Source organism: Citrobacter sp. MGH110, from assembly GCF_001037515.1.
Taxonomy (GTDB): domain Bacteria; phylum Pseudomonadota; class Gammaproteobacteria; order Enterobacterales; family Enterobacteriaceae; genus Citrobacter; species Citrobacter portucalensis.
Genome location: NZ_KQ089830.1, coordinates 961,366 through 981,490, shown reverse-complemented (window position 1 = coordinate 981,490; position 20,125 = coordinate 961,366). Strand labels below are relative to the sequence as shown.

Annotated in this window: 15 protein-coding genes, 2 tRNA genes and 2 other RNA genes; 9 read left to right on the top strand and 10 right to left on the bottom strand. The window is 51.2% G+C overall.

Annotation, left to right across the window (positions count from 1 at the left end; genetic code table 11):
• Positions 1-6: 6 nt before the first annotated feature.
• Positions 7-624 carry a thymidine kinase gene (tdk, locus tag SK38_RS04715; protein ID WP_008784954.1) on the bottom strand — a complete coding sequence of 206 codons (618 nt, stop codon included), beginning with the start codon at positions 622-624 and terminating at the stop codon, positions 7-9.
• 610 nt (positions 625-1,234) lie between these two features.
• Here tdk and hns point away from each other — a divergent pair.
• The gene (gene hns, locus SK38_RS04710; protein WP_003020723.1) at positions 1,235-1,648 is read left to right on the top strand and encodes a histone-like nucleoid-structuring protein H-NS; all 414 of its coding nucleotides are present in this window, start codon (positions 1,235-1,237) and stop codon (positions 1,646-1,648) included.
• A 137-nt stretch (positions 1,649-1,785) separates the two neighbouring features.
• On the opposite strand, the gene galU is transcribed toward hns, so the two are convergent.
• From galU to rssA, 3 genes are all read right to left on the bottom strand, one after another.
• Entirely contained in the window at positions 1,786-2,694 is a 909-nt protein-coding gene (gene galU / locus SK38_RS04705; protein WP_003020727.1) for a UTP--glucose-1-phosphate uridylyltransferase GalU, read from the bottom strand.
• Between the two features lie 204 nt (positions 2,695-2,898).
• A complete protein-coding gene (gene rssB / locus SK38_RS04700) occupies positions 2,899-3,912 on the bottom strand; it encodes a two-component system response regulator RssB (protein WP_032943688.1) in 1,014 nt (337 codons plus the stop codon).
• 90 nt (positions 3,913-4,002) lie between these two features.
• On the bottom strand, positions 4,003-4,914 hold the full coding sequence (gene rssA / locus SK38_RS04695) for a patatin-like phospholipase RssA (RefSeq protein ID WP_008784956.1): 912 nt from the start codon (positions 4,912-4,914) through the stop codon (positions 4,003-4,005).
• Between the two features lie 111 nt (positions 4,915-5,025).
• On the opposite strand from rssA, the gene SK38_RS04690 reads away from it, so the two are divergent.
• The 6 genes from SK38_RS04690 to SK38_RS23605 all read left to right on the top strand — a co-directional run bounded on the left by SK38_RS04690 (position 5,026) and on the right by SK38_RS23605 (position 7,098).
• Positions 5,026-5,481, top strand: a complete 456-nt coding sequence (locus SK38_RS04690) for a YchJ family protein (protein ID WP_008784957.1) — start codon at positions 5,026-5,028, stop codon at positions 5,479-5,481.
• 55 nt (positions 5,482-5,536) lie between these two features.
• Complete coding sequence (gene purU / locus SK38_RS04685; RefSeq protein WP_048235261.1) at positions 5,537-6,379, top strand: formyltetrahydrofolate deformylase; 843 nt, start codon at positions 5,537-5,539, stop codon at positions 6,377-6,379.
• 168 nt (positions 6,380-6,547) lie between these two features.
• Positions 6,548-6,689: non-coding RNA, RtT sRNA (locus tag SK38_RS23610), on the top strand.
• A gap of 28 nt (positions 6,690-6,717) precedes the next feature.
• Positions 6,718-6,802: transfer RNA gene (locus SK38_RS04675), tRNA-Tyr, on the top strand.
• 36 nt (positions 6,803-6,838) lie between these two features.
• Positions 6,839-6,923: transfer RNA gene (locus SK38_RS04670), tRNA-Tyr, on the top strand.
• A gap of 44 nt (positions 6,924-6,967) precedes the next feature.
• A non-coding RNA gene (locus SK38_RS23605) (RtT sRNA) lies at positions 6,968-7,098 on the top strand.
• Between the two features lie 187 nt (positions 7,099-7,285).
• Here the strand turns inward: SK38_RS23605 and narI are convergent.
• The 5 genes from narI to SK38_RS04645 form a co-directional block, all read right to left on the bottom strand.
• Entirely contained in the window at positions 7,286-7,963 is a 678-nt protein-coding gene (gene narI, locus SK38_RS04665; protein WP_003833386.1) for a respiratory nitrate reductase subunit gamma, read from the bottom strand.
• Positions 7,963-8,673, bottom strand: a complete 711-nt coding sequence (gene narJ, locus SK38_RS04660; RefSeq protein WP_048235259.1) for a nitrate reductase molybdenum cofactor assembly chaperone — start codon at positions 8,671-8,673, stop codon at positions 7,963-7,965. The genes narI and narJ overlap by 1 nt, the downstream gene beginning before the upstream one ends.
• On the bottom strand, positions 8,670-10,208 hold the full coding sequence (gene narH / locus SK38_RS04655) for a nitrate reductase subunit beta (RefSeq protein ID WP_003833388.1): 1,539 nt from the start codon (positions 10,206-10,208) through the stop codon (positions 8,670-8,672). Before narH ends, narJ begins: the two co-directional genes overlap by 4 nt.
• Positions 10,205-13,948, bottom strand: coding sequence for a nitrate reductase subunit alpha (locus tag SK38_RS04650; protein WP_008784960.1), 3,744 nt, complete (start codon positions 13,946-13,948; stop codon positions 10,205-10,207). Before SK38_RS04650 ends, narH begins: the two co-directional genes overlap by 4 nt.
• Positions 13,949-14,343: 395 nt before the next feature.
• Positions 14,344-15,735 carry a NarK family nitrate/nitrite MFS transporter gene (locus tag SK38_RS04645; RefSeq protein ID WP_003833390.1) on the bottom strand — a complete coding sequence of 464 codons (1,392 nt, stop codon included), beginning with the start codon at positions 15,733-15,735 and terminating at the stop codon, positions 14,344-14,346.
• A 340-nt stretch (positions 15,736-16,075) separates the two neighbouring features.
• Between SK38_RS04645 and narX the strand changes: the two genes are divergently transcribed.
• Together narX and narL are read left to right on the top strand one after the other, a co-directional pair.
• Positions 16,076-17,872, top strand: a complete 1,797-nt coding sequence (narX, locus tag SK38_RS04635; RefSeq protein WP_003833391.1) for a nitrate/nitrite two-component system sensor histidine kinase NarX — start codon at positions 16,076-16,078, stop codon at positions 17,870-17,872.
• Positions 17,865-18,515, top strand: a complete 651-nt coding sequence (gene narL, locus SK38_RS04630; RefSeq protein WP_003833392.1) for a two-component system response regulator NarL — start codon at positions 17,865-17,867, stop codon at positions 18,513-18,515. Before narX ends, narL begins: the two co-directional genes overlap by 8 nt.
• A 21-nt stretch (positions 18,516-18,536) precedes the next feature.
• Here the strand turns inward: narL and SK38_RS04625 are convergent, their stop codons facing one another.
• Positions 18,537-19,922 carry a YchO/YchP family invasin gene (locus SK38_RS04625; protein WP_075553028.1) on the bottom strand — a complete coding sequence of 462 codons (1,386 nt, stop codon included), beginning with the start codon at positions 19,920-19,922 and terminating at the stop codon, positions 18,537-18,539.
• Positions 19,923-20,125 lie beyond the last annotated feature (203 nt).

Sequence of the window (20,125 nt, the reverse complement as noted above, 5' to 3'; positions counted from 1 at the left end):
ACAGGGTTAATCGTGGCTGTGTCGTTCTTGTATCGCCGTCAGAGAGCCCTCAGACTGCGCTTGTTTGTAGTGTTTACGACATACCGACACATAGCGTTCATTCCCGCCGATAACCACCTGCTCGCCCTCGTTATAAGGTCTTCCAGCCTGATCAAGGCGTAATACCATGCTGGCCTTACGGCCACAGAAACAAATGGTCTTTAATTCAACCAGTTTATCTGACCACGCAAGCAGGTATTCGCTGCCGCCAAATAACTCACCACGAAAATCAGTGCGTAAGCCGTAACACAAAACAGGAATATCCAGTTGATCGACAACTTCAGATAATTCATAAACCTGTTGTCGGGTCAGAAACTGAGACTCATCGACCAGTACACAGTGAATTCTTTGCTGCGCATTCTCAGCGCGAATCTCTTCGAACAATGATGAATTTTGGTTAAACAATTTTGCAGGTGACGACAGACCTATACGTGAACTTACTTTTCCAGCACCAAAACGGTCATCAATTTCCGCTGTATATACAACGGCACGCATCCCACGTTCCTGATAATTGTACGAAGATTGCAACAAGGCAGTCGACTTACCTGCGTTCATTGCAGAATAGTAAAAATATAGTTGTGCCATTGACCGAAGGCCCTCACGAGGGGAAATAAATATGGGCTGGATTGTATCATATTTCACGAACATGTCGGTGTAGCGTTGGCCGCAAAGGCGTATAAATGAGCGGGCAAGCTCGCACAGTGCCGCCTGAATTTAAGTAACGGATAGTGAAAGAGCATACAACCATCGACCAAACAGCCTGTGCTCGGACGCGTATATACACACTCTTTCACAAATAGTGCTCATGAAATTTATCAATGTCACTTATCATCATACGGCAATAAAGAAACCCTTCCCATATTGTTATTGAATCTACCCACTGTCGCCATGTATTAGCGAATTCACGTAAGCAAAACTAATACAAAAGGTTGAAATCACTGCAAAGAGATACTATTTGTACACCATAAAATGTGACCTGAATCTTGAATTTTTACTCTCAGCCGCTGAGAAGCCCCCTCGCCAATAAGCCTTTTTTATGCCCAACATCATGGGGAATTTAAGACAGGAGAATTAATTCTGATACTAAATAAAGCGCAATTTTGAATTCCTTACATTCCTGGCTATTGCACAACTGAATTTATCGCTCTATTATTAGCTCAACAAACCACCCCAATATAAGTTTGAGATTACTACAATGAGCGAAGCACTTAAAATTCTGAACAACATCCGTACTCTTCGTGCGCAGGCAAGAGAATGCACTCTGGAAACGCTTGAAGAAATGCTGGAAAAATTAGAAGTTGTAGTTAGCGAGCGTCGCGAAGAAGAAAGCGCTGCTGCTGCTGAAGTTGAAGAACGTACTCGTAAACTGCAACAATATCGTGAAATGCTGATCGCTGACGGCATTGATCCGAACGAATTGCTGAATAGCATGGCTGCTGTTAAATCTGGCACCAAAGCTAAACGCGCTGCACGTCCGGCTAAATATAGCTATGTTGACGAAAACGGTGAAACTAAAACCTGGACTGGCCAGGGTCGTACACCGGCAGTGATCAAAAAAGCGATGGAAGAACAAGGTAAACAACTGGACGATTTCCTGATCAAGGAATAATTCAGAAATAGTTTGCTTAAAATCCCGCCACTGGCGGGATTTTTTTTACCGGTACTTCGTTCAACCCTACCCGGATTAGGTATAAAAAAAACGGCGCTGTTAATACAGCGCCGTTCTGACCAGATAATACCAGAAGGTTACTTCTTAATACCCATCTCGTCTTCCAGCCAGGCTTTAAATTCGGCGCCGAGAGTATTATGGCGAATACCATATTCAACGAACGCCTGCATATAGCCCAGTTTATTACCACAGTCATGGCTTTTGCCCTTCATGTGATAAGCTTCAACCGTCTCTTTTTCAATCAGCATATCGATAGCATCTGTCAGCTGAATTTCATCACCCGCTCCCGGAGGGGTTTTAGCCAGCAGAGGCCAGATATCGGCACTAAGAACGTAACGACCCACAACGGCCAGATTAGAAGGCGCAACATCAGCTTTTGGTTTTTCAACCACGCCAACCATCGGAACGCTTTCGCCCGGGGATAATTCAACGCCTTTACAATCAACAACACCATAAGCCGTAACATCTTCTACCGGTTCAACCATAATCTGGCTGCTACCTGTTTCATCAAAACGATGAATCATTTCGGCAAGGTTGTCGCGGGATAAATCAGATTCGTATTCATCAAGAATTACGTCCGGCAGGATTACAGCTACCGGTTCATCGCCAACCACAGGGTGCGCGCACAATACCGCGTGGCCCAGACCTTTAGCCAGCCCCTGACGCACCTGCATAATAGTCACATGTGGCGGACAAATAGATTGCACTTCTTCCAGCAGCTGGCGTTTTACACGTTTTTCCAGCATCGCTTCAAGTTCAAAGCTGGTATCAAAGTGGTTTTCAATGGAATTTTTAGACGAGTGAGTTACAAGTACAATTTCAGTGATGCCCGCAGCAATACATTCGTTTACGACGTACTGAATTAATGGCTTATCAACCAACGGTAGCATCTCTTTCGGGATTGCTTTCGTAGCCGGTAACATCCTGGTTCCTAATCCCGCAACCGGGATAACGGCTTTTTTGACTTTTGAATTAAGGGCAGCCATTTAAAACTCTCCTGGACTGTTCATGTATTGAACGTGTTCATCATTCTGTATCGCATCCGAGTATATCAGTACAGCGACAAGCTTCTGGTCTGAAAAGGACGCGCGTCGGTATAATTAAGATAAATACGAATAAAACTGGCGCTGATAGTAGCACTCACAGCATGAGGAGGGTGAACCAATTTCATTTACACGCCTCTCAATTGTTCATTCTGCAGACAACATCAAGCGCAGGCGACCTCCCGCCCCCCAAATTTGGCATTGCCATGACTCACAATGTTGGCTCAGCTGATTAAGATACGTATTACCTAAGGTACCCAGCGGAACGCCATTGCTGATTTGCACTTGGTGGGAACCTGTATTTAATGTCGCATTCAGCCCTGCCGATACCAGAATCAGATTTTTTAATCCGCTGTGGTAATACCCCACCAGCAAGGGAAACTGCCCTGGTAAATTGGCTTGCCGCAACAGATGATTTACCTGTTTCAATAACGTACCTAGCTCTGGCAACCGTTGATTTTGTTGTGTCAGTTGCTCCTGCAGTAAACCATTAAATAGCGCTCGCAGTAATAATGCAGCCAGCACGCCATTATCCCCTGCCCGCGTCACATCAAGGCAATAGAATGCAAGGTCATGATCCGACAGCGGCGCAATATCCAGCACCAGCCCCGGTTGGTCGGCTGCCACCAATTGCCGATAGTTAATGCGACAGTGCGAAATCACTTGCGACACTGGAGGCTGTAATTCTTTTAGCAGCTTCGCGGCGGCGGCAGGATCGTCCACCATCGCATCCCAGTCGCGAAATAGCCGCTCTTCTTCTTCCACACGTGAATTAAACATATTGGGATAAAGACAGGCAAAGACGGTTTCTCGCAAGCGATTAAGGTCTTTCACCGGCTTCAACAGGACGTCATCCACACCGAGTCGTAGCGCTTTGGCTATGTCGGACATGTTTTCCGTCGCAGAAATCACCAGTATCGGGGTCTGATCGCCACGATTGCGTAAATACTCAACCAGTTTGAGACCGTTCATTCTTGGCATAGCCAGGTCGCAGATCATCAGGTCGGGTTTAAAATGCCCAAGCAAGTCCAGTGCTTCAAGTCCGTCACCAGCTACCGCCGTTGTCGCTCCCAAAGAGGAAAACCATGAGTCCATGAGTGAGCGAAATACCGGCTCATCCTCAACGATAAGAATCTGTTTTCCGACCAATGGCTGCGTCATATTCTCCCCCCTGACTGGCTTTAATAAATAGTGGCATGCTATTGCCACTCACGCCTGTCAGAATTAGCTTAAGTGTTGATAAAAAATGCGTTAGACGTTGGTTTTCACTAGGGGTAGAAGCTCATCCATTTTCTTCTCGACCGCTAACTGCCCGGCAGCAATTGCCGCACTGGCGCGGTGAAAATCCAGCGTGGATATTTGTGGACAAAACGGCTGAATCAGAATGTCTGGAGGGTCACCGGCCATGCGATTACGTTTCAGTCGGTTTTCCAGAACCTGAATAGACGTCGTCATAATCTCCATCGCCGTGGGTGCAGTTACTGCACGCCTGGCCGTAATGTTGCTCAAGCGTTCTTTCAGACGGGCATGCCATGAGAGTTCGTCAGCATCATCACCCGATTCGGCATCGCTATTGACGTTGAAGGAGAGTAAATCTTGTTGCATGAGATGCGCATCGTGTTGCAGGTCGACCGCTATAACAATATCGGCCCCTAACGCGCGAGTCAGGGAGACAGGGACAGGATTCACCACCGCACCATCGACCAGCCAGTAACCATTGTGCGCCACAGGTGACATCAAGCCAGGAATACTGCAGGAGGCCCGGACAGCCAGATGTAAATCACCTTCGGTGAACCAAAGTTCCCGACCCGTACTCAGATTGGTAGCCACTGTTGCGAAACGGCGAGTACATTGCTCAATTGCTTCTACCGGCATCACATTACGGTACTGATTGAATACCCGTTCACCGCGCAGTAAACCTCCCCTGCGCCACGAGAGATCCATCAACCGTAAAACATCCCAATAGCTGAAAGAACAGACCCACTTTTCGAGAGCAGGCAGCTTATTGCAGGCGTAGGCAGCGCCAACCAACGAACCGATGGAGCACCCTGCCACGATATCAACATCAATGCCCATATGCTTAAGGGCTTTAATAACGCCAATATGCGACCAACCTCGCGCCGCGCCGGAACCTAGCGCCAGCCCAATTTTTATTTTTCTCATTATACGTACAAACTTCCCCTGGCTTGCAGACGTAGCAACATAGCTACCGCTCAGTTAACATAGTGCCACTCTGGCGTTTTTACGCCGTTTTTATATTCCAGGGAGTACTTTGTGTCTCAGCTTTGTCCCTGTGGTAGCGCTGTCGAGTATAGCCTATGTTGCTACCGTTATGTGTCCGGCGCGCAAGTAGCACCTACGCCGTCACACCTCATGCGTTCTCGTTACTGTGCTTTTGTGATGAAAGACGCAGATTACCTTATCAGGACCTGGCATCCGGATTGTCATGCGGCCGAGTTTCGCGACGACATTATCGCAGGATTTACTCATACCGAATGGCTTGGACTGACCGTTTTTGAACAAGAGACGGCAGACACAGAAAATATCGGCTACGTCAGTTTTGTCGCACGGTTTTCTGAACAAGGTAAAACAGGTGCAATTATCGAGCGCTCTCGTTTTTTAAAAGAAAACGGTCAGTGGTACTATATAGACGGTACACGCCCTCAAATTGGACGAAACGATACCTGCCCTTGTGGCTCAGGTAAAAAATTTAAAAAGTGCTGCGGCTAATCAACGCCCGACAGTATCAATTTTGCAAACATTCTCAACAGGATCACCGCTGCAAATGCATTCATTACAACGAAAAGTGCTGCGTACTATTTGCCCGGACCAAAAAGGTCTGATCGCGCGCATTACGAATATCTGTTACAAGCATGAACTGAACATCGTGCAGAACAATGAGTTTGTGGACCACCGTACCGGACGCTTTTTTATGCGCACCGAACTGGAGGGCATTTTTAACGACGTCACGCTGCTTGCCGATCTGGACAGCGCCTTACCTGAAGGCTCGATTCGTGAATTAACCCCAGCAGGCCGCCGCCGCATCGTCATTTTGGTCACCAAGGAAGCGCATTGCCTGGGCGATTTATTAATGAAGGCCAATTATGGCGGGCTGGATGTTGAAATCGCCGCGGTGATCGGCAATCACGAGACCTTGTGTCCTCTGGTTGAACGGTTTGATATTCCGTTTGAGCTGGTGAGCCATGAAGGTTTAACACGTGACGAACATGATCAGAAAATGGCTGATGCTATCGACGCCCACCAGCCGGACTATGTCGTGCTGGCTAAATACATGCGCGTTCTGACCCCGACATTTGTTTCACGCTTTCCGAATAAAATTATCAATATTCACCATTCATTCCTGCCAGCATTCATTGGTGCTCGTCCATACCATCAGGCTTATGAACGCGGCGTGAAGATCATCGGCGCGACGGCCCACTACGTGAATGATAACCTCGATGAAGGCCCAATCATTATGCAGGACGTGATCCATGTTGATCACACCTACACCGCCGAAGATATGATGCGCGCGGGTCGCGACGTTGAAAAAAATGTATTAAGCCGTGCGCTGTATCAGGTTCTGGCTCAACGCGTCTTTGTTTACGGTAACCGAACGATTATTCTGTAATCGATTGATAAGTTAATTGGTTACCTTTACATCTTTACGTGTAAAAATCAGGCAACCAGTTCTTTTTTATCAACGGAATGCTTTACAGGGGCGCATCATTTGATATGATGCGCCCCGCTTCCAACGGAAGCAGGCCAGTAATTAGCATTACCCCGTGGTGGGGTTCCCGAGCGATCATAAGGGAGCTGACTGCAAATCTGCCGTCATCGACTTCAAGGTTCGACTCGAGCGATAGTGAGAGAACGTTGCCGCAGGCAACGGCCCGAAGGGTGAGGAGCTTTAGCTCCGAATAATCCTTCCCGCTATAGAATGCAAGCAGCATAATGAATTTACCCTGTGGTGGGGTTCCCGAGCGGCCAAAGGGAGCAGACTGTAAATCTGCCGTCATCGACTTCGAAGGTTCGAATCCTTCCCCCACCACCACTCATTCCTGTAGATTCATAAAATTAGTATACCCCTGGTGGGGTTCCCGAGCGGCCAAAGGGAGCAGACTGTAAATCTGCCGTCATCGACTTCGAAGGTTCGAATCCTTCCCCCACCACCATCACTTCATAAAGCACCAACAGCAAATCAATCTCTAATGCCCCATATTCCACCCATGCGGGAAGGATGAGAAGTTTCGACTAAGGTTCGATTCGAGCGTAGCGAGAAAGCGTTGCCACAGGCAACGACCCGAAGGGCGAAGCGCGTAGCGCTGAGTAATCCTTCCCCCACCACCATCACTTCATAAAGCAACACACTCAATTCCTCTGCAATGCCCTTTATTTGTCTGATGCGCTGCACTTATCAGGCCTACAGCGCTCGCTGATACCTTCGTAGGCCGGATAAGGCGCTTGCGCCGCCATCCGGCAAACAGGCATAAAAAAACCCCGCCGAAGCAGGGTTTTGTCACTCTCAAATATACGATTAGTGACGCGCGCGAACAATCTGGTATTTGCGTGTCAGATATTCGACCGGGACGCTCCAGATGTGTACCAGACGAGAGAATGGGAACAACAGGAATAGCGTCATACCCAGCACCAGGTGCATACGGAAAATGAACGCAACACCATCGAGATATTGAGACGCTCCGCCCTGGAAGGTCACCACTGTCTGCGCCCAGTTCACCAGCTTCATCATCTCGCTACCGTCCATATGCTGGGCGGAAAACGGAATGGTCAGCAGGCCCAGCGCACACTGGATCACCAGCAGTGAGAGGATCAGAATATCCGCCCCGGTGGTGGTGGCCCGCACGCGCGGGCTGAACAGACGACGTTTCAGCAGCAGTACACCACCAATCAGACACATCAGGCCACTGGCACCGCCCGCAAACATTGCCATCTTTTGTTTCACTTCAAGCGGTAGCCAGGCTTCATACATCCAGTGCGGCGTCAACATGCCAAGGAAGTGCCCAGCAAAGATACCCAGGATCCCGATGTGAAACAGGTTTGACGCCAGGTTCATCCCTTTGCGATCCAGCATCTGACTGGAAGCTGCACGCCATGTATATTGCCCATAGTCATAACGCAGCCAGCTGCCGATCAGAAAGACAGAACCCGCGATGTACGGATAGATGTCAAAGAAGAACGTATTCAGGAAGTGCATTATTGCTGTCCTCCGGTGGTGATATTCAGATACTGCGGCGCAACGGCCCCGGCAAAACGACGCTGGTGAGCGGAGATTTCCGACTCGCCACACCCCTGATCGGCGAAGAATTTCACCTGCTCTTCTTCCCAGACCGCATCCAGCGCTTGTGGAGTATCGTCACGGGCTTCATCCGCAATTTTTTCAGCCACTTTATCGCTGTCGATAACGGTATTCGCCAGTTTTAACAGCAGATCGAACAGCACCGCATAACGGCTTTCACGCTGTTGCAAACGAGCGCTAAGCAGCGCCAGAATCGGCGCAATATCCTGTAAGCCACCTAGCGCTTCGCTTTTCGGCAGTTGCGCAAGGTATTCCAGATACAGCGGCAGATGATCGGGAAGTTCGCGGCTGTCGAGCTGTAAACCGTGCTGCTCATACTGTGCCATCAGGTCAACCATAGCCTGACCGCGATCGCGGGATTCACCATGAACATGTTCAAACAGCAGCAGCGATGTCGCACGGCCACGGTCAAACAGTTCGCTGTAGGCAGCCTGCACATCCAGCATGTCCTGCGAGGTTAGATCGCGCAGGAAAACGCCCAGAGTCTGGGCATCCTCTTTATCCAGGTTCTCAGATGACGCGAGTGCATCGAAAAGTTCCTGCTGATGCTGCCACAAGGCAGCATCCGGGTACTCGAGCAGACGCGAAACAATGACGAGTTCTATCATTGGTGCGGCTCCGTTTTGCTGGTCACATCGACAGCGTCGATGCGGCGGCTGTTGAACAGATTGAATTTAGTATCAGAACCGTGGCAACCGTCGCCGAAGGTAAAGCCACAACCGCTTTTCTCCGGGAACGCGTCACGTGCCAGTTCACGATGGCTGCTCGGTACCACGAAACGATCTTCGTAGTTTGCGATCGCCAGGTAACGATACATTTCCTGTGCCTGCGCTTCGCTTAAGCCCACCTCTTCCAGCGCACGGGTATCAACTTTGCCGTCAACAGTTTCCGCACGTTTGTAGTGACGCATCGCCAGCATACGTTTCAGCGCCAACAGTACCGGCTGGGTGTCACCTGCAGTCAGCAGGTTCGCCAGGTACTGAACCGGAATACGCAGGCTGTCAACATCCGGCAGAATACCGTTGCTGCCCAGCTCGCCCGCATCAGCAGCTGACTGAATCGGTGACAATGGCGGCACGTACCAGACCATCGGCAGTGTGCGGTATTCCGGATGCAGCGGCAGCGCCAGCTTCCAGTCCATCGCCATTTTGTAAACCGGAGACTGCTGTGCGGCATCAATGACGCTCAGCGGAATACCATCTTTCAGCGCCTGTTCAATAACAGCCGGATCGTTCGGATCGAGGAACACGTCCAGCTGACGCTGGTACAGATCTTTCTCGTGCTCGGTGCTTGCTGCACTTTCGATCGCATCTGCGTCATACAGCAGTACGCCGAGGTAACGGATACGACCTACACAGGTTTCGGAGCAAACGGTCGGCTGACCAGCTTCGATACGCGGGTAGCAGAAAATGCACTTCTCCGATTTCCCGCTCTTCCAGTTGAAGTAGATCTTCTTGTACGGGCAGCCGGTGATACACATACGCCAGCCGCGGCACTTGTCCTGGTCGATCAGCACGATGCCATCTTCTTCACGCTTGTAGATAGCGCCGCTCGGACAGGTCGCCACACACGCCGGATTAAGGCAGTGCTCACACAGACGCGGCAGGTACATCATGAAGGTGTTTTCGAACTGACCGTACATCGCCTTCTGCATGTTTTCGAAGTTCTGATCTTTGGCGCGTTTTTCGAACTCGCCGCCCAGAATTTCTTCCCAGTTCGGACCGCTGGTGATTTTATCCATTCGCTGACCGGTGATCAGCGAGCGTGGACGAGCAATCGGCTGCGCTTTGCTGTCTGCCGGGGCGTTATGCAACGTCTGGTAGTCAAAATCAAACGGCTCGTAGTAATCATCCATGCCCGGCAGATGCGGGTTAGCAAATATTTTACCCAACAGCAGCGCTTTGTTACCCATGCGCGGCTGCAGTTTGCCGTTGATTTTACGGATCCAACCGCCCTTCCATTTTTCCTGGTTTTCCCAGTCGTTCGGGAAGCCAACGCCAGGCTTACTTTCGACGTTGTTGAACCAGGCGTACTCCATACCTTCACGGCTGGTCCAGACGTTTTTACAGGTCACTGAACAGGTGTGGCAGCCGATGCACTTATCGAGATTCAGCACCATGCCGACTTGTGAACGAATTTTCATTTTACGCTCTCCTGTACCTGGTCATTGCCTTCGCCATCCAACCAGTTAATGTTCTTCATCTTACGTACAACTACGAACTCATCACGGTTTGAACCGACGGTGCCGTAGTAGTTAAAGCCGTAGGCCAACTGCGCATAGCCGCCGATCATATGGGTCGGTTTCGGCGTAATACGGGTCACCGAGTTGTGGATCCCACCGCGCTGCTGGGTGATTTCTGAACCCGGCAGGTTAACGATACGTTCCTGCGCGTGGTACATCATGGTCATCCCGGCCGGTACACGCTGGCTGACAACTGCACGTGCCGTCAGCGCACCGTTGCTGTTGAAGACTTCGATCCAGTCGTTATCTTCGATTCCCAGATCCTTCGCATCGACTTCGCTCATCCACACAATCGGGCCACCGCGTGACAGCGTCAGCATCAGCAAGTTGTCGCTGTAAGTGGAGTGGATACCCCATTTCTGGTGCGGCGTCAGGAAGTTGAGCGCTTTTTCCGGGTTACCGTTAGATTTCTCGCCAATCACCGCTTTCACCGAACGGGTGTCGATTGGCGGACGGTAAACCAGCAGGCTTTCACCAAAGTCACGCATCCATTGATGATCCTGATACAACTGCTGGCGACCAGACAGCGTACGCCATGGGATCAGCTCGTGAACGTTGGTATAGCCGGCGTTATAAGACACGTGTTCATCTTCCAGTCCTGACCAGGTCGGGCTGGAGATAATTTTGCGCGGCTGCGCCTGAATATCGCGGAAGCGAATTTTTTCGTCTTCTTTATTCAGCGCCAGATGCGTATGGTCACGACCGGTAAATTCACTCAGCGCAGCCCAGGCTTTAACGGCTACCTGACCGTTAGTTTCCGGCGCCAGCGTCAGGATCATCTCGGCTGCATCAATTGCGGTATTAAGCCAAGGCTGGCCTTTTGCCGGACCTTCAGCCTTGGTGTAATTGAGCTTACGCAGCAGATCCATTTCGCTCTGGGTATTCCAGGCAATCCCTTTACCGCCGTTACCGATTTTTTCCATCAGCGGGCCGATGGAGGTGAAACGCTCGTAGGTTGCCGGATAATCACGCTCAACGGTCATGATGTGCGGTGCGGTAACACCAGGAATCAGGTCACATTCACCTTTTTTCCAGTCCTTCACGTCCAGCGGTTGTGCCAGTTCTGCTGCAGAGTCGTGCTGAATTGGCAGCGTAACGACGTCGGTTTCTTTACCGAGATGACCCACGCAAACTTCAGAGAATTTCTTGGCGATGGCTTTGTAGATTTCCCAGTCGCTCTTCGATTCCCAGGCCGGGTCAACTGCCGCAGACAGAGGATGAATAAACGGATGCATGTCCGAGGTATTCATATCGTCTTTTTCATACCAGGTTGCGGTCGGCAACACGATGTCGGAATACAGACAGGTGCTCGACAGACGGAAGTCCAGCGTGACAACCAGATCCAGTTTGCCGTCCAGGCCGTTATCCTGCCATTCCACTTCTTCAGGCTTCACGCCGCTCTGCTGGCCGAGATCTTTGCCCTGAATACCATGTTCAGTACCCAGCAGATACTTGAGCATGTACTCGTGGCCTTTACCGGAAGAACCGAGCAGGTTAGAACGCCAGATAAACAGGTTACGCGGATGGTTTTTACCGTTTTCCGGCTGCTCTGCCGCAAAGCGAATAGAACCTTCTTTCAGGGATTTAACGGTGTAATCCACCGGCGTCATACCTGCTTTCTGCGCTTCTTCGGCGATACGCAGTGGGTTAGTCCCTAACTGCGGCGCAGATGGCAACCAGCCCATACGTTCAGCGCGAACGTTAAAATCAATCAAATGACCGCTGTAGCGGGATTTGTCTGCCATCGGGGAAAGCAGTTCCTGCGCAGTAACCGTCTCATAGCGCCATTGGCTGGAGTGGTTATAGAAGTAGGAAGTGCTGTTCATATGACGAGGCGGACGCTGCCAGTCAAGAGCAAACGCCAGCGGCTGCCAGCCGGTTTGCGGACGCAGTTTTTCCTGGCCGACGTAGTGGGCCCAACCGCCGCCGCTCTGACCGATACAACCGCAGAACACCAGCATATTGATCAGGCCACGATAGTTCATATCGAGGTGGTACCAGTGGTTCAGGCCCGCACCGACGATGATCATCGAACGACCGTGTGTTTTATCGGCGTTATCCGCAAATTCACGGGCAATGCGCACGATCTGAGAACGTGATACGCCAGTGATTTTTTCTGCCCATGCCGGCGTGTACGCTTTCACGTCATCGTAGCTGGTCGCGCAGTTTTCGTCGTTCAGACCACGTTCCAGGCCATAGTTAGCCATGGTCAGGTCGTAAACGGTGGTCACCAGCGCGGTAGAGCCATCGGCCAACTGCAGGCGTTTAACCGGCAGTTTGTGCAGCAGAATATTTTCCAGCTCTACTTTACTGAAGTGCTCGGTACCTTCGCCGCCAAAGTACGGGAAGCCCACTTCAGCGATATCGTCCTGGCTACCCAGCAGGCTGAGTTGCAGTTCGGTTTCATCACCGGACGTACCGTCGCGTTGCTCAAGGTTCCATTTGCCCTTTTCGCCCCAACGGAAACCAATTGAACCGTTTGGCGCAACCATTTCGCCGTTGCTGTTGATAGCGACGGTTTTCCATTCTGGGTTATTTTCCTGGCCCAGAGAGTCGACCAGATCCGCCGCACGCAGCATACGACCAGCAGCATAGTAACCGTCACGCTCTTCGAGCATCACCAGCATTGGCATGTCAGTATAACGACGAACGTAGTCGGTGAAGTACTGGCTCGGGTTATCGAGGTGGAACTCGCGCAGCATGACATGGCCCATCGCCATTGCCATCGCAGCATCGGTTCCCTGCTTCGGTGCCAGCCACAGGTCGCAAAGTTTGGCGATTTCTGCGTAGTCCGGAGTAATCGCTACCGTTTTAGTGCCTTTATAGCGAACTTCAGTAAAGAAGTGTGCATCCGGAGTACGGGTCTGCGGTACGTTAGAGCCCCATGCAAGAATGTAGCTGGAGTTATACCAGTCGGCAGATTCCGGTACGTCGGTTTGCTCGCCCCAGGTTTGCGGGGAAGCCGGCGGCAGGTCACAGTACCAGTCGTAGAAACTCAGGCAGGTACCGCCAATCAGCGACATATAGCGTGCGCCGGAAGCATAAGAAACCATCGACATCGCCGGAATCGGAGAGAAGCCTGCAACGCGGTCAGGGCCATAGGTTTTGATGGTGTAAACGTTAGATGCAGCAATCAGTTCATTCACTTCCTGCCAGGAAGAACGAACAAACCCACCACGACCACGCGCTTGTTTGAAGCTTTTTGCTTTGTCGGCGTCTTCGATGATGGATGCCCATGCGTCTACCGGATCGCTGTGCAGTCTTTTTGCTTCACGCCACATCTTCATCAGACGTTTGCGCATCAGCGGGTATTTCAGACGGTTAGCGCTGTAGAGATACCAGGAATAGCTTGCACCACGTGGGCAGCCGCGAGGCTCGTGGTTAGGCATATCTGGACGCGTGCGTGGGTAGTCAGTTTGCTGGGTCTCCCAGGTCACCAGACCATTTTTCACATAGATTTTCCAGCTGCATGAGCCCGTGCAGTTTACCCCGTGGGTTGAACGCACGATTTTATCATGCTGCCAACGCTGGCGGTATCCGTCCTCCCAGTCCCTGTTGGTATTGAGAAGCTGGCCATGCCCATCGGCAAAGGTTTCGCCCTTCTGCTTGAAGTAGCGAAACCGGTCCAGGAATTTACTCATCGGTTTTCTCCTGTAGGAGCCTGACGGCTCTCTGATAAATCGACATTGCTTGATTGAGAGCGAAGGTAACGCTCTGAAAGGGCGTGAGAATTGATAACGATCAAGGCATGCAGGGATGAAAAATGGAGGTTGGTTTTTACATACCCCCAAAGTGGGATATTGTTTTTTAGCGTAATATTCTGAATTTAAAGGATTTTAAATAATTCACTTATCATACAAATGTTAAATTCTTTATAAGTGGGTATTAAGGGGTATCCCCCCTGCTTAGCATATTACCAGAACCGTTTTCGCAGACTTTCGTCATGAGCTCACATATAAGTATGTTGTAACTAATTTAGAACAAAAAAAAGCGCGGTCTAACACCGCGCAATGGATAATCAACTGCTACTACTTTTTTACTTTTTAGAATGACGTCCGTATACCGCCCAGGTGATGACCACACAAGCGACATAGAAGATCAGAAAGACTTTCATCGCATCGACCGGCGAACCAGTTAACGCCAGAGACGTTCCAAATGCTTTCGGGATAAAGAAGCCGCCAATCGCACCAATGGCTGAGATAAAGCCCAACGCTGCCGCGGTGTCGGTTGCTGCTTCGCGCATTGCTTTCTCTTCTGAACCACCTTCAGCTTTCACTCTGTCCATCGTCAGCTTGCGGAAGATAACGGAGATCATCTGGAAGGTTGAACCACTCCCCAGACCAGCCGTCAGGAACAATGCCAGGAACACCGCGAAGAAGGCGATAAAGTTGCCACCGACACCGTTTGATGGCAGCGTCAGGAACAGTAAGGCACTGAAAATAGCCATCAGCACGAAGTTCACCAGCGTTACACGGGTTCCGCCCAGACGGTCAGAGATTGCGCCACCCGCTGAACGAGCCAGCGCGCCAATCAACGGTCCAAAGAAGGCGTAATGCAGGATCTGTACCTCAGGAAACTGCGTTTTTGACAACATGGCAAAACCGGCAGAGAAACCGATGAATGAACCGAAGGTTGCCAGATACAGCAGGCTCATAATCCACAGATGCCCACGTTTCAGCACCGGCAATTGCTCTTTCAGCGACGCTTTTGAGGTTGCCAGTTCATTCATACCAAACCATGCAGCCAGCGTTAACACCGCAAGGAACGGTACCCAAATCCATGCGGCGTTTGCCAGATACAGCTGCGTACCATCAGGTTGTTCAACCCCGTGGCTACCAAATGCGGCAAAGATTGACAGTGAAACCACCAGCGGCGCAACCAACTGCATCACGCTGACGCCCATGTTGCCCAGGCCACCGTTCAGACCCAGCGCACCACCCTGTTTCTGTTTTGGAAAGAAGAAACTGATGTTTGCCATGCTGGACGCAAAGTTCGCACCGGCGAAACCGCACAACAGAGAGATAATAATAAAGGTACTAAACGGCGTGGAGGTATCCTGCACCGCAAAACCTAACCATACGCAAGGAATGATCAGGATACCGGTGCTAAACGCTGTCCAGCGACGTCCACCAAACAGGGGAACCATAAAGGAGTACGGAACACGCAGCAGCGCGCCGGACACCGAAGGTAATGCCGTCAGCATGAATAGCTGTTCAGTGGTGAAATCAAATCCGACTTTCGGTAAGTTCACCGCCACAGCGCTAAATAACATCCACACGCAAAACGCCAGCAGCAAGCAAGGGACGGAAATCCACAGGTTACGGCTGGCGATTCGTTGACCACGCTGCTGCCAGAAGGCGGGATCTTCCGGCCGCCATTCGGTAATTACAGCTCCAGATGCCCTTTCCGGGGCAGATGAGTGACTCATAGACACCTCTGATACTTGTTTCGATGCCTGCAACATTAGGGTTTACAGCTGGAGGTAAGTTGATATAAATCAAAGGAAAAGGTGTCATTATTCATGCCTAAAATTTATCATTACCCTAAATGAGTACATAACTTCGGTAAAAAAGATGTGGTTTTTCACGCTTCTGTCGTCCCCTACTCCCCCTCGCCCGGGATCTCTCCCTCCACTGGCAATTAAGAGGTAGCCCGTTTGAGGTATGGGTATACTCCAGTGTATCGCCGAGAATAACGCCACTGCCTGCAGCAGAATCGTCATTCAATAAGGTTTTCTGTTCGACGAAAACCCGAAGGAACAAGTCACCATGTTTAAACGTTGTCTCTCCCCGCTTACGCTGGTCAACCAGGTGGCGCTGATTGTTTTATTGTCCACAGCCATCGGCGTGGCTGGTATGGCTGTCTCCGGCTGGCTGGTTCAGGGCGTTCAGGGTAGCGCCCATGCAATCAACAAAGCGGGATCGCTGCGCATGCAGAGTTATCGCCTGCTGGCAGCCGTACCGCTGGACGCTAGCGATCAACCGCTTCTGGATGAAATGGAGAAAACGGCGTTTAGCCCGGAGTTGACGCGTGCCGCAAAGCGAGACGGACAACAGGCGCAGTTAAAAGCACTACAGGATTACTGGCACACTGAACTGGCGCCGGGACTTGCGCATGCGCAAACGCCTGATGCGGTAGCGCAGGATGTAACGCGCTTTGTAGGCGGTCTGGATAAGCTGGTTACCGCCTTTGACCATACCACCGAATTACGCATTGAACGCGTCGTCCTGCTGCATCGCCTGATGGCCATATTTATGGCATTGCTGCTGGTTTTCACCATTATCTGGCTGCGCGTGCGCCTGTTAGAGCCGTGGAAGCAGCTGCTGGCGATGGCGCGAGCCGTCAGCCAACGTGATTTTACCCAACGCGCGCGTATCAGCGGGCGTAATGAGATGGCCGCTCTGGGCTCGGCACTGAATAATATGTCGGAAGAACTGGCCGAAAGTTATGCCGTGCTGGAACAGCGGGTGCAGGAAAAAACGGCGGGACTGGAGCACAAAAATCAGATCCTTTCTTTTCTGTGGCAAGCCAACCGCCGCCTGCACTCTCAGGTGCCGTTGTGCGAACGCCTCTCTCCGGTACTGAACGGTCTGCAAAATTTGACCTTGCTACATGATATTGAACTCCGGGTTTACGACCTGGAAGATGAAGACAATCATCAGGAATTTACCTGTCAGTCCAATGCCAGCTGTGATGAGAAAGGTTGCCATCTGTGTCCTCGCGGAACGCTGCCCGCGATTGACGGCGGGATCACATTGAAATGGCGGCTGACCGATGCGCATACCCAATATGGTATTCTGCTCGCCACCTTGCCGAACGGACGCCATCTCAGCCACGATCAGCAGCAGCTGGTTGATACCCTGGTTGAGCAACTGACCGCAACGCTCGCGCTCGACAGACATCAGGAGCGTCAGCAGCAGTTGATCGTGATGGAAGAGCGTGCCACCATTGCACGCGAACTTCATGATTCTATTGCACAATCGCTCTCTTGTATGAAGATGCAGGTTAGCTGTTTGCAGATGCAGGGCGATGCGCTTTCAGATAACTGTCGCGAGTTGCTCAGCCAGATTCGTAACGAGCTGAATGCTTCGTGGGCACAACTGCGTGAGCTGTTAACCACCTTCCGTTTACAGCTCACAGAACCTGGATTACGGCCGGCGCTGGAAGCCAGCTGTCAGGAGTACAGCGCCCGTTTTGGATTTACGGTTAAGCTGGATTATCAGCTACCGCCACGTCTGGTCCCTTCGCATCAGGCGATTCACCTGCTACAAATTGCGCGCGAAGCCCTGAGTAATGCACTTAAACACTCTCAGGCCAATGAAGTGGTCGTGACGGTGGTGCAAAATGGCAAGCAGGTCAAACTAACAGTGCAAGATAACGGCTGCGGCGTACCGGAAAACGCCGAACGCAGTAACCACTACGGCATGATTATAATGCGCGATCGTGCGCAGAGCTTGCGCGGCGATTGCCGCGTACGCCGTCGCGAGACGGGCGGTACTGAAGTTGCTGTCACTTTTATTCCCGAAACAAACTTCACAGAAGTCCAAGGAGATACCCATGAGTAATCTGGAACCGGCAACCATCCTGTTGATCGACGATCATCCGATGCTGCGAACCGGTGTAAAACAGCTTGTCAGCATGGCGCCCGATATTACCGTTGTCGGCGAAGCCAGCAATGGTGAGCAGGGTATCGAGCTGGCTGAATCCCTTGATCCCGATCTGATCCTGCTTGATCTCAACATGCCCGGCATGAATGGCCTGGAAACTCTCGATAAGCTGCGTGAAAAGTCACTGTCGGGCCGTATCGTTGTGTTTAGCGTATCCAATCATGAAGAAGACGTAGTTACCGCACTGAAACGCGGCGCTGATGGTTATCTGCTGAAAGATATGGAGCCTGAAGATTTACTCAAAGCCTTACAGCAATCAGCGGCCGGTGAAATGGTGCTGAGTGAAGCCTTAACGCCGGTTCTGGCCGCCAGCCTGCGTGCTAATCGTGCAACGTCGGACCGTGATGTCACCCAACTGACACCGCGTGAGCGCGACATTCTCAAGCTCATTGCCCAGGGGCTGCCGAACAAGATGATCGCCCGTCGTCTGGACATCACTGAAAGTACGGTAAAAGTCCATGTGAAGCATATGTTGAAGAAAATGAAGCTCAAATCACGCGTCGAAGCCGCGGTATGGGTACATCAGGAACGCATTTTCTGATAACGCGTTGATGCTTCATTGCTAACGAGGATCATTTTCCGAAACGGTAATAAACGGTTCGGTCAGTGATAGCGTGATCTCATTGGAAGAGACACGCTGACCCTGCTCATCTTCTACCACCACAGACAACCGCCAGCGGTTTGTCGCGCCTTCGCTGCTGTCCCACTTCGGCATAATAATCGTCCAGCCTTGCGCGCTTCGGTTATCGCTACCCGCCGTTAAACTCAACGCCTGGGTATCACCCTGCCAGGTCAAATGGCGGATCCCATGCAAACTACGCACCTGCAGCTTCAGCGCCACCGTCTCACCAGACTTGAGATCCCAGGGCGGCGTGGCCAAAAATACCGACAATGTTTTACGCTGGCGATATTCCAGCGTCGGCAGATTGTTACGCTGCGGATCGTCATAACGACTGCCGCGCAGCGATCGGCTGTTTGCCACCTCGCTGACCATCAGTTGTTTTTTTAGCGGCACGCCAAAGCGGTAATTCAGCGTTAAGCCAAGGTTATTCTGGCTGACTCCGCTTTCGCCCTGCTTATGTTGTGCTGTCACGGTGATCAATGGCACCGGCGTATAGCTCAATCCCAGATTCACCGCCACAGGATTGTGGTACCCGGTTCCGGAATGAAACAAATCCACCCGGTCGCCAAAATACTGTTCCACGCTGACGCTGGTATTGAGGTGTTGATAGAACGGCATGCGCATTTGCGCAGTCAGGTCGTAGCCGCGGGCCATCCGTTGTTCCTGGGTTGCGGAACGCTCCTGCCAGGAGGACAACGGTTGGTAATAGTTAGCGGATAAGCGCAAGTATTCGCCCCACGCCTCGGCGCCAAGGCCTCCCCGGGGCAGATTTTCATCCAACAGGTTGTCATAGAAAGTGTTGTAACCCAGAAACCAGCCGTCGCGTACCCAGCGCTGCCCAATCCCCGCATTGCTGACTAAACCTTCGTCCTGTTGCGTCAGCCCCAACTGGCTCCAGGTTAAATATCGTTGATTGTCCTGCCATGGGATAAACCAGCTTCCCCGACTTCCGGTAAAGCTGCCTTCGTTATCCACCTGCAATCCAACGCTGGCGTTTCCCCAGGGAGAGAGCCAGGATTCCAGTTGCTGATTAACCTGTTCGCTGACCGTGTCACGCACCTGACCAAACGCGAACTGCTTCGCCTGTTCACCCGTATCAAGCCCGTTATCGGTCATGCTGGCTTCACCAAACGCTTTGACCATTTCAGCAAAGTGCTTTTCGCCTGCCCGCGACTCCGGCGCCATACCGAGCTCGGGTAAGCCATCACTATTGTTATCGAAAGGGTTTTCAGCCTGGTGAATAAAAGATGTCCGTGCGTTGGCAATACCGCCTGCCAATGGCAAGAGTGAGAATACAGCGAGAGAAAAATAAATATTACGGCTCAAATCGTCAGTTGTTTCTTACATCAATTAATTAGACACACTTAACCTAAACCATAACGTCTTCGGCTGTTAATTGCAGCCTTTATCCCCGTTTTCGGGATTTTCTGACATGGATAATTAGAGGTACCCACTCCTGCAACCATGCTTTCTTTCCCACATCAGGAACAGGGAGTAACATACACGCCAGGAATTATCCCTTCCATCTG